This is a genomic window from Streptomyces endocoffeicus (assembly GCF_016741935.1).
GTDB lineage: Bacteria > Actinomycetota > Actinomycetes > Streptomycetales > Streptomycetaceae > Streptomyces > Streptomyces endocoffeicus.
Genome location: NZ_JAERRG010000028.1, coordinates 1 through 14,626, shown reverse-complemented (window position 1 = coordinate 14,626; position 14,626 = coordinate 1). Strand labels below are relative to the sequence as shown.

15 protein-coding genes and 1 riboswitch are annotated in these 14,626 nt (G+C 72.2%); of the genes, 7 read left to right on the top strand and 8 right to left on the bottom strand.

Features of this window, described 5'->3' with window-relative positions:
- Positions 1–105 precede the first annotated feature (105 nt).
- Positions 106–369: a (2Fe-2S)-binding protein gene (locus JK364_RS43005; RefSeq protein WP_201856890.1), complete on the top strand. Its 264-nt coding sequence runs from the start codon at positions 106–108 to the stop codon at positions 367–369.
- Between the two features lie 59 nt (positions 370–428).
- Here the strand turns inward: JK364_RS43005 and bfr are convergent, their stop codons facing one another.
- A complete protein-coding gene (gene bfr / locus JK364_RS43000) occupies positions 429–944 on the bottom strand; it encodes a bacterioferritin (RefSeq protein WP_138911075.1) in 516 nt (171 codons plus the stop codon).
- Between the two features lie 158 nt (positions 945–1,102).
- Between bfr and JK364_RS42995 the strand changes: the two genes are divergently transcribed.
- Entirely contained in the window at positions 1,103–1,726 is a 624-nt protein-coding gene (locus JK364_RS42995; RefSeq protein WP_201856889.1) for a sulfite oxidase-like oxidoreductase, read from the top strand.
- A gap of 45 nt (positions 1,727–1,771) precedes the next feature.
- Here the strand turns inward: JK364_RS42995 and JK364_RS42990 are convergent, their stop codons facing one another.
- The 7 genes from JK364_RS42990 to thiO form a co-directional block, all read right to left on the bottom strand.
- Positions 1,772–2,305, bottom strand: coding sequence for a DUF4396 domain-containing protein (locus tag JK364_RS42990; protein ID WP_201856888.1), 534 nt, complete (start codon positions 2,303–2,305; stop codon positions 1,772–1,774).
- A gap of 72 nt (positions 2,306–2,377) precedes the next feature.
- Positions 2,378–3,247 (bottom strand): deoxyribonuclease IV, encoded by an 870-nt coding sequence (locus tag JK364_RS42985; protein WP_201856887.1) that lies wholly within the window; start codon positions 3,245–3,247, stop codon positions 2,378–2,380.
- A gap of 309 nt (positions 3,248–3,556) precedes the next feature.
- Positions 3,557–5,506: a Stk1 family PASTA domain-containing Ser/Thr kinase gene (gene pknB, locus JK364_RS42980; protein WP_201856886.1), complete on the bottom strand. Its 1,950-nt coding sequence runs from the start codon at positions 5,504–5,506 to the stop codon at positions 3,557–3,559.
- A gap of 87 nt (positions 5,507–5,593) precedes the next feature.
- The gene (locus tag JK364_RS57255; protein ID WP_201856885.1) at positions 5,594–6,052 is read right to left on the bottom strand and encodes an SRPBCC domain-containing protein; all 459 of its coding nucleotides are present in this window, start codon (positions 6,050–6,052) and stop codon (positions 5,594–5,596) included.
- An 820-nt stretch (positions 6,053–6,872) separates the two neighbouring features.
- Positions 6,873–7,763, bottom strand: coding sequence for a thiazole synthase (locus JK364_RS42970; RefSeq protein ID WP_269146379.1), 891 nt, complete (start codon positions 7,761–7,763; stop codon positions 6,873–6,875).
- Positions 7,764–7,771: 8 nt separating this feature from the next.
- On the bottom strand, positions 7,772–7,972 hold the full coding sequence (gene thiS, locus JK364_RS42965) for a sulfur carrier protein ThiS (protein ID WP_020872049.1): 201 nt from the start codon (positions 7,970–7,972) through the stop codon (positions 7,772–7,774).
- Positions 7,969–9,144 (bottom strand): glycine oxidase ThiO, encoded by a 1,176-nt coding sequence (thiO, locus tag JK364_RS42960; protein ID WP_201856969.1) that lies wholly within the window; start codon positions 9,142–9,144, stop codon positions 7,969–7,971. The genes thiS and thiO overlap by 4 nt, the downstream gene beginning before the upstream one ends.
- A gap of 75 nt (positions 9,145–9,219) precedes the next feature.
- Positions 9,220–9,333: riboswitch (TPP riboswitch) on the bottom strand.
- Positions 9,334–9,652: 319 nt separating this feature from the next.
- Between thiO and JK364_RS42955 the strand changes: the two genes are divergently transcribed.
- From JK364_RS42955 to JK364_RS42935, 5 genes are all read left to right on the top strand, one after another.
- Positions 9,653–10,906, top strand: coding sequence for an NAD(P)/FAD-dependent oxidoreductase (locus JK364_RS42955; protein WP_201856884.1), 1,254 nt, complete (start codon positions 9,653–9,655; stop codon positions 10,904–10,906).
- Positions 10,907–11,019: 113 nt separating this feature from the next.
- Positions 11,020–11,385, top strand: coding sequence for an Rv2175c family DNA-binding protein (locus JK364_RS42950; protein ID WP_201856883.1), 366 nt, complete (start codon positions 11,020–11,022; stop codon positions 11,383–11,385).
- Positions 11,386–11,587: 202 nt separating this feature from the next.
- Positions 11,588–12,256 carry a thiamine phosphate synthase gene (gene thiE, locus JK364_RS42945; RefSeq protein WP_201856882.1) on the top strand — a complete coding sequence of 223 codons (669 nt, stop codon included), beginning with the start codon at positions 11,588–11,590 and terminating at the stop codon, positions 12,254–12,256.
- Positions 12,257–12,553: 297 nt separating this feature from the next.
- Positions 12,554–13,471: a methylenetetrahydrofolate reductase [NAD(P)H] gene (gene metF / locus JK364_RS42940; protein WP_201856881.1), complete on the top strand. Its 918-nt coding sequence runs from the start codon at positions 12,554–12,556 to the stop codon at positions 13,469–13,471.
- Between the two features lie 40 nt (positions 13,472–13,511).
- Positions 13,512–14,525 (top strand): hypothetical protein, encoded by a 1,014-nt coding sequence (locus JK364_RS42935; RefSeq protein WP_201856880.1) that lies wholly within the window; start codon positions 13,512–13,514, stop codon positions 14,523–14,525.
- Positions 14,526–14,626 lie beyond the last annotated feature (101 nt).

Below are 14,626 nucleotides of genomic sequence, written 5' to 3'. Positions count from 1 at the left end.
ACATGGATCCGCGCCCGCTGTGCGTTGTGGGGGTCCGGCGCGACAGGTAAGGTAAGGGTTACCTCACTGATCAATGCCATCGTCGACGCCACCGCTGGAGAGCCCGTGTACGTCTGCTCATGCTTCGGGATCACCGAGCAGCAGGTGCGTCAGCACGCGGAAACGGGCGCGTGCACCCCACGCCAGATCGCCGGTGCCTGCAAGGCGGGCACGGACTGCGGATCGTGCGTGCGGAAGATCCAGGCGCTGCTGGGCCGCGGTGCGTGCCCCCGGCGCGAGGCGCTGGACCCGGTCGTCCTGGCGACGGCCGCGACGACGGCATCCGCCGCCGCTTCCCTCCCGGAGCCGACGGCGGCCGAGGCGGCCTGACCGGAGGACCTGCGGACCTGCGGACCGGCTCGGTCGCCGCGAGTTATGCCGCCGCGGGCTCAGTGGCCCTTGCCGCTCCCGGAGTAGTTGTCGCCGTTGTCGCTGGGCTGCTCGATCTGCTGGGCGATGTAGAGGGGCTCACCGAGTTTCTCGATCAGCTCCAGCTGAGTGTCGAGATAGTCGATGTGGAGTTCCTCGTCGGCGAGGATGTACTCGAAGAGATTCGCCGAGGTGATGTCCGCCTTGGACCGCATCAGCTCGATGCCCCGCTTGAGGCGGTCGATCGCCTCGATCTCCACCTGCCGGTCGGCCTGGAACATCTCGGTCAGCGTCTGGCCCACCCGGACATGGAAGAGCCGCTGGTAATTGGGCAGCCCATCCAGAAGAAGGATGCGGTCGGTGAGGATCTCCGCATGCTTCATCTCGTCGAAAGACTCCGACCGGGTGTATTTGGCAAGCCGAGTCCAGCCAAAGTGGTCCTGCATCTTTGAGTGCAGAAAGTACTGATTGATCGCGGTCAGCTCGCCGGTCAGCTGCTCGTTGAGGAACTCGAGGACCTCGGGGTCACCCTGCATCGGAGGGGCTCCTTCCAATCCGATCGGGAACGGCAGGTTCCGCGCATCGTCGCACCGCGCCTGTTGGGGCGTCCAGTAAGTGCACGCTTAGTACGAGTTGTGCCCGTCCTCGATGCCCTGGTCACGACCACCCCCGGCGGTCTGAGACCATGGAGCCCATGGGTCAGTCGGAAAGCCGCGAGGGGGAGCTCGCGAAGCTGCCTCCTGGGCAGCGACTGCAGCGCGGTTGGCCGGTTACGCACTATGGACCGGTCCCCAAGTTCAAGCCGGACCGGTGGGAGTTCCGGGTCTTCGGCGCCACGGCGGACGGCGAAAAACACTGCTGGACGCATGAGGAGTTCTCGGCGTTGCCGTACTCGACGGTCGTGGCCGATCTGCACTGCGTCACCAAATTCAGCATGCTCGACGCCGAATGGGGCGGGGTTTCCTCGCTGGAGATCGCGAAGCTCGCACCGCCGGCGCCCGATGTCACCCATGTGATGGTGTGGGCCGAATACGGGTTCAGCTCGAATCTGCGGCTGTCGGACTTCATGGCGGAGACCACGATTTTCGCCACCCACAAGGACGGCGAACTGCTCACCGCCGAGCACGGCTTTCCGGTGCGGCTGGTGGTGCCTCATCTGTACGCCTGGAAGGGCCCGAAATGGGTGCGCGGGGTGGAGTACATGACCGCCGACCGCCGCGGCTTCTGGGAGGAGCGCGGCTACCACAACATCGGCGACCCCTGGACGGAGAAGCGCTACTCCTACCAGGAGGTGCCGGGCGACGGCCCGGAGCTCTAGTCCGGGCCGCCGCGTAGCGGCGTTCGGCTGGGCCGCCTCGCGCGGTCAGTGGTACTGGTGGACCACCGCATGCCCCTTGCCCCGCCCGATCATCCACTTGTTGACCGGCGTGGTGACCAGGAACGCCACCACGAACGACAGGGCCAGGCTGAGCCAGAAGAGAACGTCCGACAGCGTCGCGTCCATCGCGCCGGGGAAGACGACGATCGTCGCGTTGTCGGCCAGCTCCATGATGGTGATCGATACGGTGTCGGCCGCCAGCGCCACCCGCAGCGCGCTGCGCATATCGAGCCCGGCCCGCAGCACGCCCCGCATCGTCAGGGAGTAGCCGAAGACGAAGGCGAGCACGATCGCCAGGATCATGGTCGGGACGTTGTGCCAGGCCAGGGCCGTACCGATGGCCATGCCCACGACCTCGCCGATGGCGCAGCCGGTCAGGCAGTGCAGGGTGGCCTGGGCTGCCATCGACCAGCTCGTAGCGCCCCCATGGTGCTCCTGGTGCCCATGGTCTTGGTGCCCATGGGCCTGGTGGTCATGGTGCTCATGAGGTCCGCTCTGTGTGTGCTCATGCTGTCGCATGTCCGTCGTACCCCCAGCGTTGATCGCGGTTTCGTCGGCCAGCGTCAACGCTATACCCCCTAGGGGTATTCCTCAATTGGTGCGCAGCTCCTTCAGCCGGGCCACATCCGCCGCATGCCCCTCCGTACCGCCCGGCGTCTCGATCACCAGCGGCACGCCGTCGGTCGCGGGGTGGGTGAACAGCTCGCGGAACGGCTCCGCCCCGATGTGCCCGGCGCCGATGTTCGCGTGCCGGTCCTTGTGGGCGCCGACCACGTCCTTGGAGTCATTGGCGTGGATCAGCCTGAGCCGCCCCGCACCGGCGACGGCCACCAGCTCGTCCAGCGTCTGCTTCACACCGCCCGGGGCGGCGAGGTCATGGCCAGCCGCGAACACATGGCAGGTGTCCAGGCAGACCCCCAGCCGGGGATGCCGGTCCAGCGCCTCGACATACGGGCCCAGATCCTCCACCAGCGCGCACAGCGAGGTGCCCTGCCCGGCGGTCGGCTCCAGCAGCAGCCAGGGGTCGTCGTCCCGGGTCAGCTCGTCCAGCAGCGGCAGCACCCGCTCCCGTACCTGCGCGATCGCGGTGGCACGCGGGCGTCCCCCGGTCGCCGAGCCGGTGTGGACGACCACGCCGAGCGCGCCGATCTCCCGGCCGCGGCGGAGCGAATGGCGCAGGGACTCCACGGAGCGTTCGGCCGTGGCCTCGGTGTGCGAACCGAAGTTGATCAAGTAGGGGGCGTGGACGTACACCGGTATCGACCGCTCGGCGCAGCCGGCGCGGAACGCCTCGTCCTGGGCGGGCGTACCGGCCGGAGTGGCCCAGCCGCGCGGATTGGCGACGAAGACCTGGACGGTCTCGGCGCCGATGTCGGCGGCGTGCGCCAGACCGACGGTGGCCAGGCCGCCGGCCACCCGGATATGGCCACCGATGGGGTTGCGGATGCGATGCGTACTCACGTCATCAAGGGTCCCAGGTGCGAAGGGCCCGCGTTGTCGCCCCTCGGCGAGGTCATGCCCCCCGGGCCGGGATCCGCTGTCGGCGGGCGCCCCTACTGTGACGTACATGACTCTGCTGAGCTTTGACCGTCGCTGCTCCGAGATCGTCGTACAGACCCAGCTGCTTCTGGCTGGAGCGGGTCAGCTTCGGATGAGCGGCCGGACAGGTGGCGTTCGCCGGATGAGCGGCCGGACAGGTGGCGCGCCGGATGAGCGGCCGGGGATGGATGGCGGCGGCCGTCCGGCCGCCGCCATCCGTCCCCGAGCCCTCTAGAACACGCCGCCCTTGGTCCTGATGGTGATCGTGCTGCCCTTGGGCGCTTCGTCGCCGCCCTTCACCGACTGGTCCTGCACCTGGTCCCCGGGGAACAGCAGCGCCTTCTCGACGTTCACCTTGAACCCGGCGTCCTCCAGCTCCGCCTTGGCGTCGTCCACGTTCTTCCCCGTGACGTCCGGCACCTCGACCATCTGCACGCCCTTGGAGACCGTCAGGGTCACCGTGTCGCCCTTGGCGGCCTCGTCGTCCGTCGACGGGGACTGCTCGGCGACCGAGCCCTTGTCCTCCTCCGAGAACACCTGCTCGTCGGCGATCTTCACCTTGAAGCCCTCGTCCTCCAGCGTGGACCGGGCCTCGTCGACCGAATCGCCCACCACGTCCGGGACGCCGACCGGCTGGCCCTTGCTGACCACGATCGAGACGGGAGTCTCGGGGCGGCGCACGGAGTCGGGGGCCGGGCTGGTGGAGAGGACCGAGCCCTGGGCCGTCTCACTGCTGAAGCGGCCGGTGACCTTGCCGACCGTCAGCCCCTGGTCCGCGATCTTCCGCTTGGCCTCGGCGAGCGGCATGCCCACCACATTGGGCACCTCGGCCCGCGGACGCCCCTGGGAGACCCGGATGGTCACGGTGCCGGTGTCGCGGACGCGCTCGCCCGGGCCGGGCTTGGAGCCGATCACCTTCCCCTTGGGGATGACATCGCTGAACTCGTTGACGACCTTCACATCGAGACCCGCGCCGTGCAGCTTCTTCTCGGCCTCCGCCTGGGTCTTCCGCAGCACCGGCGGGACCTCGGTGAACTGGCCGACGCTGATGTACCAGACCCCGATGCCGAGGGCGATCGCCAGCAGCACCGCGGCGGCGATCGTCACGATCCCGCGGCGCGGCAACGGGCCCCGGCCGCCCCGGCCGCCGCGGCCGCCCCGGCGGTGCCCCTCCTGCCGGAGCGGTTCCGGGGGCAGCTCCAGACGGCTGGTGTGGTTGAGCTGGTCCTGGTCGTCGGCGGCCGCCGACGGGCGCGGAATCACCGCCGTACGGTTCTCGGACCCGGCCGAGTGGTCCTCCTTGGCCTGCGGCGGCACCGCGTCCAACTGGTCGTCGGTCAGCACGGCCCGCACCGCGCGGGTCGTGCTCAGCAGCGCGACGGCGTCCGCGGGGCGCGCCTCGACGGCGCGCGCGGTGGCCGAGGCCACCAGCGCGTCCAGCTCCGGGGCGACCCCGGGGGCGAGGGCGGAGGGCGCCGGGACGTCCTCGTTCAGATGCTGATAGAGGACCTGCGCCGGGGTGCTGCCGCCGTGCGGCTTGGCGCCGGTCAGCATCTCGTACAGCACCACACCGCAGGCGTAGACATCGGCGCGGGTGTCGGCCGTGCCGTGCTCGATCTGCTCGGGCGCGAGGTACGAGACGGTGCCGAGGACGCTGCCGGTGGAGGCGCTGGTGTTGGTGTCCACCGCCCGGACCAGGCCGAAGTCGGCGACCTTGACCCGGCCGTCGTCCCCGATCAGCACGTTCTCGGGCTTCATGTCGCGGTGGACGAAACCGGCGCGGTGGGCCGCCCCGAGTGCGGCCAGCACCGGCTCCAGGATGTCCAGCGCGGCGCGCGGATGCAGGGCCCCGCGGGCGCGGAGCACATCGCGCAGGGTGCAGCCGGAGACGTACTCCATGGCCAGATAGACATGGCCGCCGTCCGCTCCCTGGTCGTAGACGGCGACCACATTGGCGTGCGCGAGTCTCGCGACGGACTTCGCCTCCCGGATGAAACGTTCGACGAAGGCGGCGTCGGAGGCGAGGCTCTGATGCATCACCTTCAGCGCGAGCACACGGTCCAGCCGGGTGTCGACGGCCCGGTAGACCGTCGCCATCCCGCCAACGGCGATGCGCGCCTCGACGCGGTAGCGGCCGTCGAGCTCCTGCCCGACGAGGGGGTCCTGGAGGGTCGTATCCACGGGGGAAGTCTACGAGGCGCCGATATCGGCCAGGACCGCCTGCCCCAGGTGGGGCGGGCACTGCAGCGGAACGGTGACACCGGCGGGTCAGTTGTGCGACGCGGCGGCGATCGCGGCCAGCTCCTCCAGCGCGGAGGTCCAGGACAGCGTGGCGTACTCGGCGTGCTTGGCCTTGGCGTCGTCGGGGACGGCCAGGGCCCGGATACCGCTCTCCGCGAACCGCAGCCGGGTGCCCCGCCCCTCGGGCGAGAGCGCGAACTCCACGAGGGTGGCTTCGCCGGGGTCCGAGGGGGCGTGATCGGGCTCCAGGGCCAGCCGGAAGCGGAAGAGGGTGTCCGGGACCGCCCGCTCGACCAGGCCGTGGAACTCTCCGTGCTCATCCCAGCGGAACTGGAGCCGCCCGCCGGGGTGCGGATCGATCTCGCAGCCGCCGGGCGCGTACCAGGCGCGAATGTGCTCGGGCGTCGTCAGCACCCGCCACACCCGGTCGATCGGCGCCGGTACGTACACCTCGCGCTCGATCCGGTCGTCCACGGTCACGGTCACGGCGACCACCTCCGGGCTGTGGGCTGCTCCCTCCCTCCACGGTAGGGCCCGGGGGGCCTGGGCACGGGCTCCGGCGGGCCTGGGCACGGCCCCGCCCGGGGCCTGGAGACCGGCTCTGCCGGGCCTGGGCATGGGCCCGCCGGGCCTGGGCATGGGCCCGCCGGGCCTGGGCATGGGCCCGCCGGGCCTGGGCGCGGGCTTTGCCGGGTCTGGATGCGGGCTCCGCCGGGCCTGGCACGGGCCTCGCCGGGCCTGGAGACCGGCCCTGCCGGGCCTGGGCACGGGCTCCGCCGGACTTGGCACGGGCTTTGCCGGGCCTGGACGCGGGCCTCGCCGGGCCTGGGCACGGCCCGCCGGGGCCTGGAGACCGGCCCTGCCGGGCCTGGGCATGGGCCTCGCCGGGCCTGGATGCGGGCTCTGCCGGGCCTGGGCACGGGCTCCGCCGGGCTTGGGCGCGGGCTCTGCCGGGCCTGGCACGGGCCTCGCCGGACCTGGACGCGGGCTCCGCCGGGCCTGGAGACCGGCTCTGCCGGGCCCTGGCAAGGCCCCGCCGTAGATGGCCCTGCGGGACACGGCCCTGCGGGACACGGCTCCGCCGTACATGGCCCCGCCGGACACGGGCCCCGCGGGGCCCGGACACCGGCCGGCCGAGGGCCGGGGCCTGGCCGAAGGCTCAGGGCCCAGGGGGCGTCCGGCGCGTGGCAGGGGCTTCGCAGCCCCTGGACCCCCGGGGTCTGGGGCGGAGCCCCAGTTGTGGGAAGGGGCGGGGAGGGGAACAGCCCGCCGCAGGCGTCAAGATCCGTCATCCGACGAACGCGCGCTAGCCGAAGGCCGGGCGCTCGGGATCCAGCGCGGCCAGGCCCTCGGCCGGGCTCGACGCCTCGGCGAAGTGGCGGCGCGGGATCCGGCCCGCCCGGTGGGCCAGCCGCCCCGCCTCCACCGCGTACCGCATCGCCCCCGCCATCAGCTCCGGCTCCTGGGCCCGGGTGACGGCCGAGGCGAGCATGACCGCCGCACACCCCAGCTCCATGGCCAGCGCGGCGTCCGACGCCGTGCCCGCGCCCGCGTCCAGGATCACCGGCACGGTGGCCCGCTCGGTGATCAGCTGGAAGTTGTGCGGATTGCGGATGCCGAGCCCGGAGCCGATCGGCGAGCCGAGCGGCATGATCGCGGCGCAGCCGACGTCCTCCAGCTTCCGGGCCAGGATCGGATCGTCGTTGGTGTACGGCAGGACCGTGAACCCGTCGTCCACCAGGATCTCGGCGGCGTCCAGCAGCTCAATCGGATCGGGGAGCAGAGTGCGCTCGTCGGCGACCACCTCCAGCTTCACCCAGTCCGTGCCCAGGGCCTCCCGGGCGAGGCGGGCGGTGAGCACGGCCTCACCGGCGGTGAAACACCCGGCGGTGTTGGGCAGCGGGCGGATCCCGTGCCGGTTCAGCACGGAGAGCACCGACCCCTGCACCGTGGGGTCGAGCCGCCGCATCGCGACGGTCGTCAGCTCGGTGCCGGAGGCCAGCAGCGAACGCTCCAGGATTTCCAGGCTGGGCGCGCCGCCCGTGCCCATGATCAGCCGGGAGCCGAAGTCGGTCCCGGCGATGGTGAGCGGGTCGGGCGCGGCGAGCGACGCGCGGTCGGCGGCGCCGTAAACACTGGTGGCGGCTTCGGTGTTCGCGGTGGTCACGGCATTCGTGGTGGTCGTGGTCGGAGCCATGGGTGGGATCAGCCTCCTTGGACCGCGGTGAGGACCTCGACACGATCACCGTCGCCGAGCGAGGTCGCGGACCACTGGGTGCGCGGGACAACCGTCTCGTTGACGGCGGCGGCGACACCCGAGGGCGCCTGGGTGAGGGTCGCGACGAGCCGGTCGAGCGTGGTGCCCTCGGGCACCTCGCGAGGCTCGCCGTTGACGGAGACGGTCATATGTGCTGCTCCTGTGCTGGGGAGTGCGCGGCGCCGGGGGCACCGGGAGAGGGAGTCGCCGAGCGGGCCGTGAAGCGCTGGGGGGTGAACGGCTGGGCCTCCGGGGGGAGTTCTCCGCCGGCCAGGGACTCGGCCATGACATCGCCGGTGATCGGGGTGAGGAGTACGCCGTTGCGGAAGTGGCCGGTGGCCAGCGACAGCCCCGGCAGCGCGGTCGGGCCGAGCATCGGGGCGTTGTCGGGGGAGCCGGGGCGGAGCCCGGCGCACGTCTCCACCAGCGGCAGTTCGGTGATGCCGGGCACCACCTCATGGGCGTCCCGCAGCAGTTCGTACACCCCGCCCGCGGTGACCGTGGTGTCCCAGCCCAGCTCCTCGCTGGTCGCGCCGATGACCAGCTCGCCGTTCTCGCGCGGCACCAGGTAGACCGGCCCGCCGCGCACCACGGCCCGTACGGTCCGGGAGAGGAACGGCGCGTACCGCTCGGGCACCGACAGCCGCACCACCTGCCCCTTGACGGGCCGTACGGGCGGCAGGACGTCCTCAGGAACGCCCGCGAGCCGTCCGCTGAGGCTTCCGGCGGCCAGTACGGTCCGCTCGGCGGCCAGCCGTACGCCCCCCGTCAGCTCGACTCCGGTGGCGCGGTCGCCGGCCAGCAGCAGCCGTTCCGCGCGGTCGCGGTGGAAGGCGACCCCGGCCCGCTCGCACGCGGTGAGCAGCGCCGCCGTGAGCCGCCGCGGATCCACCTGGTGGTCACCGGCGACACGCAGCCCGCCGTGTACGCCCGGCGAGAGCATCGGTTCCAGACGGCGGCATTCACGCCCCGTCAGCCACTCGGACTCCAGTCCGAGCCCCTGCTGGAAGGTGTGGAGCTCGCGCAGATGGGCGCGGTCGTCGGCGTCGAACGCGACGGCGAGCGTGCCGCACGCCCGATGGCCCACGTCCTGGCCGCTCGCCTCTTGCAGCTCGGCCACGAAGTCCGGATAGCGGCGCGCGGAGGCCATGTTGAGGCCGAGCAGGGTCTGCTCGCCGTAGTGCAGCTCGGTGACGGCCGCCAGCATCCCGGCCGCGACCCAGGCGGCCCCGCCGCCGGGCGCGGGGTCGACGAGCGCGGTACGCAGCCCCCGCTGGGCCGCCCGCCAGGCCGTGACCAGCCCGATGATGCCGCCCCCGATGACGAGGGCGTCGTAGCGTCCGCCGGGTGGCGGCCCGCCTGAGGTGTGAGGTCCGTCGTCGAGACCTGGTGCGTGCGTGGACACGCTGCCCCTCCCTTCGCCGGCATGACCCGGATCAGGTTCGTACGGTCGGAGGCCGTTCCAGCCTCCCTCTCAGCCCGGTCCGCCCGGGCTCCCGCGAGTGCTCTGTCCCGCCACCCTAGTACGCGCCCCGAATCGCCCGAAAGACCGGCCGTACACCAGCCGAACCAGCTCCTCCGGCTCAGGAGCGGGGTCCGGGGCGGAGCCCCGGCGGGGGCCGAGGGGGCGCGGCCCCTTCGTTTCGGGGAGGGGCGGGGTGGGGGCCCACCGCCGGAGGCGCCCCCAGCCCGCACCCTCCGTCCGGCCCCCTCCCACCCCCTCCCACCCCCTCCCACCCCCTCGCACCCCCGTCCGGCCCCCCGCTCTGTGTCCGACCTCTCGTACGCCGCTCTCCAGTCCGCCCCACCAGCCGCAATACAGTGATCGTGTGAGCGATGAGACGACGACGAAGCCGTCCTCGAACGGCGCCGGACAGCGCGTGGTGATCGTCGGCGCGGGCATGGCGGGGGTGCAAACCGCCGTCGCGCTGCGCGAACAGGGCTGGACCGGCGAGATCGTCCTTCTGGGCGCGGAACCCCACCAGCCCTACGACCGGCCCCCGCTGTCCAAGGCCGTACTGCTCGGAAAGGCCGAGGGCTCGACGCTCGACGTGGACTACGCCGGGCTCGGCATCGGCCTGCGCCTCGGCGTCCAGGTCACCGGCCTGCGCCCGGACAAGCGGCTCGTCGAGACCGCGACCGGCCAGCTCCCGTACGACGTCCTGGTGATCGCCACCGGAGCCGAGCCGATCCCGCTGCCGGGCGGCGAAGGAGAGCCCGGCGTCCATCTGCTGCGCACCCTGGACGACGCCGAGCGGCTGCGCCCGGTGCTCGCCCGGCAGCGCGAGATCGCGGTCGTCGGGGCGGGCTGGATCGGCGCGGAGTTCGCCACGGCGGCGCGCGAGGCGGGCTGCGCCGTGACCGTCGTCGAGGCCGCGGACCGGCCGCTGGCGGGCGCGCTCCCGGCCGAGGTCGCGGCCCCCATGGCGGCCTGGTACGAGGACTACGGCGCCCGGCTGGTCACGGGCGCCCGGGTGGCCTCGGTCGACGAGAGCGGGCTGCTGCTCGGCGACGGCACCCGGCTGCGCGCCGGCGCGGTGGTCGTCGGGATCGGGGCCCGACCGGCCACGGACTGGCTGGCGGGCTCGGGCGTGGAGCTGGCCGAGGACCGGTCCGTCGTCGCCGACGACCGGCTGCGCACCTCCGCGCCGGACGTCTACGCGGTCGGCGACTGCGCCTCCTTCCCGTCCGCCCGCTACGGGACGCGGCTGCTGGTGCACCACTGGGACAACGCGCTCCAGGGGCCGCGTACCGTCGCCGCCAATGTGGTGGGGAGCCGGACGGCCGCCCACTTCCCCGGTGTGGTCTACGACCCGGTGCCGTACTTCTGGTCCGAGCAGTTCGGGCGCTTCGTGCAGTACGCCGGGCACCACTCGGAGGCCGACGAGCTGGTCTGGCGCGGCGATCCGGCCGGTGCCGCCTGGTCGGTGTGCTGGCTGCGCGAGGGCGCCCTGGTCGCCCTGCTGGCCGTCGGCCGTCCGCGCGATCTGGCCCAGGGCCGCAAGCTGATCGAGCGCGGCGCCCGGCTGGACCGGACGCGGGCCGAGGACCCCTCGGTGCCGCTGAAGTCGGCCGTCCTCTGACCGGCGGGCGGACCGCCGATCGGCGGTCCGCCGGGGTGCCCGGGGCGGGGCGGGCGGGCCGCGTGGCGGGCGCCCGGCTACCCACTGTCAGTCCCAGATGGCAGGCTTGTTCCGTGACCGAGATTGACGCAAAGATCGATGCTCTCGTCCCTGCCTGGCTCACCCTCCCCGACGTCGCCGAGCGGCTGGGGGCCGAGGTGACGCGCGTCCGGCAGCTGATCAAGGAGGGCCAGCTGATCGCCGTTCGCCGTGGCGAGAACAGGGTCCTTCAGGTGCCCGAGGAGTTCATCGGTGACGGAAAGGTCGTCAAGGGCCTCGTGGGGACCTTGACGCTTCTGAAGGACGACGGCTTCAGTGACGAAGAGATGCTGGAGTGGCTCTTCACTCCCGACCCGAGCCTGCCCGGCACCCCGGCGCGGGCGCTGAGCGAGAACCGCGGTACGGAGGTGAAGCGGCGCGCCCAGGCCCTCGCCGTCTGAACCGCCGCCGTTGCCGTCCGACGGCGTCAGCGCCCAGCACCTGCACAGGCCTGTGTACAGGGCTGGTCGTATGCGCGCGGGCTTCGCGCCTCCGCCGTCGTCATCGCACCTGATCTCCACCTGATGGCCACCTGATCGCACCTGGCGTACGGGCCGGGCTCCACGCACGGCCCGTACGCCGCCCGACCCTCCGGGGGAACCCATGTCCACCACCGCCACCCCCACCCCCACCGCTCGCGAGCGGCTGGCCGACGCCCGCCTCTATCTGTGCACGGACGCCCGGAAGCGCCAGGGCGATCTGCCGGAGTTCCTGGACGCCGTCCTGGGGGCGGGGGTGGACATCGTCCAGCTGCGGGAGAAGGAGCTGGAGGCGGCCGAGGAGCTGGAGTATCTCCAGGTCTTCGCGGACGCCTGCCGTCGGCACGGCAAGCTGCTGGCCGTCAACGACCGGGCCGATGTCGCGCATGCCATCGGCTCGGATGTGCTCCATCTGGGCCAGGGCGATCTGCCGGTGCCCGCGGCGCGCGCGATCCTCGGCGAGGGCGTGCTGATCGGGCGCTCCACCCACGCGGAGGCGGAGGTGGACGCGGCGGCCGTCCAACCCGGTGTCGACTATTTCTGCACCGGCCCCTGCTGGCCCACCCCCACCAAGCCGGGCCGCCCCGCCCCGGGGTTGTCCCTGGTGCGCTACGCCGCCGGGCTGGGCACGGAGCGGCCCTGGTTCGCCATCGGCGGAATCGACGCCTCCAACCTGGATCAGGTCCTGGAGGCGGGTGCCCGCCGCGTCGTCGTGGTCCGGGCCATCACGGCCGCCGAGGATCCGGCGGGGGCGACGGCCGAGCTGGCGAAGCGGGTCCGCGCGGCGGTCTGACCGGGGCAGAGCCTGACCAGGGCGCGGCCTGACGAGGGCGCGGCCCGACCAAGGGCGGGGCCCGACCAGGGCGGGCCGCGGCCCGACCGGGGTGGAACCCCGGCCTGACCGGGGCGGAGCCCGCCCCGCGACCCGGCCCGGCTTTTCACCGGGGTTTCACCCACCTTTCATCCGGCCCGGCCCGTCCGCCGGTCGAAGGCGTACGGAACTGTCCGCACTGCGGACAGGAAGCTGGCAAAACCCCCATATCTCCGAGGCCGGGTGGGCGTAGCCGGGCCGGGTCGATAGCCTGCACATATGGCCCTAGGCACCGCTTCCACCAGGACCGATCGCGCCCGAACCGTGCGCGATCTGCTCGCGTCGGGCGAGCAGTCGTATTCCTTCGAATTCTTCGCCCCCAAAACGGCGAAGGGCGAGCAGACGCTGTGGAACGCCATCCGCAGGCTGGAAGCCGTCTCGCCCACCTTCGTCTCCGTGACCTACGGAGCCGGCGGTTCCTCCCGCGAGGGCACCGTGCGCGCCACCGAGCGCATCGCGACGGACACCACGCTCACCCCGGTCGCCCATCTGACCGCGGTCAATCACTCCCGGGCCCAGCTGCGCAACATCATCGGGCAGTACGCCGGCGCCGGGATCCGGAACATGCTGGCCCTGCGCGGCGACCCGCCGGGCGATCCCATGGGGGAGTGGGTCCAGCACCCCGACGGTCTCAACTACGCCGCCGATCTGGTCCAGCTGATCAAGGAGTCCGGCGACTTCTGCGTCGGCGTGGCCGCGTTCCCCGAGATGCACCCCCGCTCGACGGACTGGGACACCGACATCCGTCACTTCATCGACAAATGCCGCGCGGGCGCCGACTTCGCCATCACGCAGATGTTCTTCTACCCCGAGGACTATCTGCGGCTGCGCGACCGGGTCGCCGCAGCGGGCTGTACGACACCCATCATCCCTGAGATCATGCCGGTCACGAACGTCAAGCAGATCGAGCGGTTCGCGCAGCTCAGCAATGCGGCGTTCCCGCCCGAACTGGCTGAGCGGATCCTGGCGGTGAAGGACGACCCGGCGGCTGTACGCTCGATCGGGATCGACTACGCCACGAAGCTGTGCGCGCGGTTGATGGCCGAGGAGATCCCCGGGCTGCACTTCATTACCCTGAACCACTCCACGGCGACGCTGGAAATCTACGAGAATCTGGGACTGCATCAGCGGTCCTGATGACGGCAGCCGACGGGCGGCCGCATTGAGAGGGGCGGGCATGGGCTGGACGGTCCTCTACATCGCTTTCGGCGTCGTCGCGCTATGGCTGTTGGGAGAGGTCCTCCTGCAGTACAAGGCGCGGCTCCGCTGGCGGCTGCTGGCCTTCGTCGGCTTCCTGGGTGTGGTCGTCGGTGTGCTGATCCCGTCGGTTCCGGTGATCGGGGCGGGCGCGATCGCCTTCGCCATCGGCCAGACGTATGTGACGCTCTCCTTCCGGCGCGGTTTCGCCGCGGGCTGGGCGCTGAGCGGCGGGCTTCCGGGGCTGCTGGGGCGCGAGGGGAAGAGCATCCGGCCGGACGACGCGGACAAGGAGCCCATCCTCGAGATCTCCGACCTGGAGGCGGTCCCGTCGGCGCGGCCGGAGCCGCCCAGCTACCAGCCGGAGCCGCCCACCTACCAGCCGCAGCCGATGCCCGACGACACCGGTGAGTACGGCGTCTACGAGGAGCCGTCGCCCTTCACCCCGGCCTCGGGCGCGTACAGCGAGCCGGCGGCGGACGGCTACAGCGCGTACGAGACGTACGGCGGCTACGGCGCGCAGCAGGACCACAGCCAGGGGCAGGGCCACAACTACGGCCAGGACGTCTACGCGGACCAGATGGGCCAGGCCGGGCAGTACGGCTATGGGAACGAGGCGTACGCGGCCTACGGCCAGGACCCGTACGGCGGTGCCCAGCCCCAGGCCCAGCCCTACGACCAGCAGCCCTACGACCAGCAGGCGTACGGCCAGCAGCAGTACGCCGACCAGTACGCGGCCTACGGCCAGCAGGATCCGTACGGCGGTTCCTACGGCGGCGGCGACCACTGGGCGGCCGAGGCCGGCTACGCCTCGCCGGACCCGGCGTACGACGTGACGCAGTCCGGCGGGCCCTGGGTGCCGCAGCAGCGCGAGGGCGACGCCGCGCCCCCGGCTGACCAGCAGGCGTACCCGTACCAGCAGCAGCACCAGGGCCAGAACCAGGGCCAGAACCAGGGCTACCCCCAGGGCTTCGACGAGCAGTACCGCTACTGAGCTCCGCCGACAGGTGGGTGCCGCTCCCGGGAGCGGCACCCACCCGCGCGTTTCCCGGGGCCCGCGCTACTGGTTTCCCGGATCCCGTGCCACGGCCGGGA

What these genes read in the sequence shown, in the direction of transcription:
- bfr (WP_138911075.1), bottom strand. Translation starts at nt 944, where the DNA reads ATGCAGGGTGACCCCGAGGTCCTCGAGTTCCTCAACGAGCAGCTGACC.
- JK364_RS42995 (WP_201856889.1), top strand. Translation starts at nt 1,103, where the DNA reads ATGGGTCAGTCGGAAAGCCGCGAGGGGGAGCTCGCGAAGCTGCCTCCT.
- JK364_RS42990 (WP_201856888.1), bottom strand. Translation starts at nt 2,305, where the DNA reads ATGCGACAGCATGAGCACACACAGAGCGGACCTCATGAGCACCATGAC.
- JK364_RS42970 (WP_269146379.1), bottom strand. Translation starts at nt 7,763, where the DNA reads ATGGCTCCGACCACGACCACCACGAATGCCGTGACCACCGCGAACACC.
- thiS (WP_020872049.1), bottom strand. Translation starts at nt 7,972, where the DNA reads ATGACCGTCTCCGTCAACGGCGAGCCTCGCGAGGTGCCCGAGGGCACC.
- thiE (WP_201856882.1), top strand. Translation starts at nt 11,588, where the DNA reads ATGTCCACCACCGCCACCCCCACCCCCACCGCTCGCGAGCGGCTGGCC.
- metF (WP_201856881.1), top strand. Translation starts at nt 12,554, where the DNA reads ATGGCCCTAGGCACCGCTTCCACCAGGACCGATCGCGCCCGAACCGTG.
- JK364_RS42935 (WP_201856880.1), top strand. Translation starts at nt 13,512, where the DNA reads ATGGGCTGGACGGTCCTCTACATCGCTTTCGGCGTCGTCGCGCTATGG.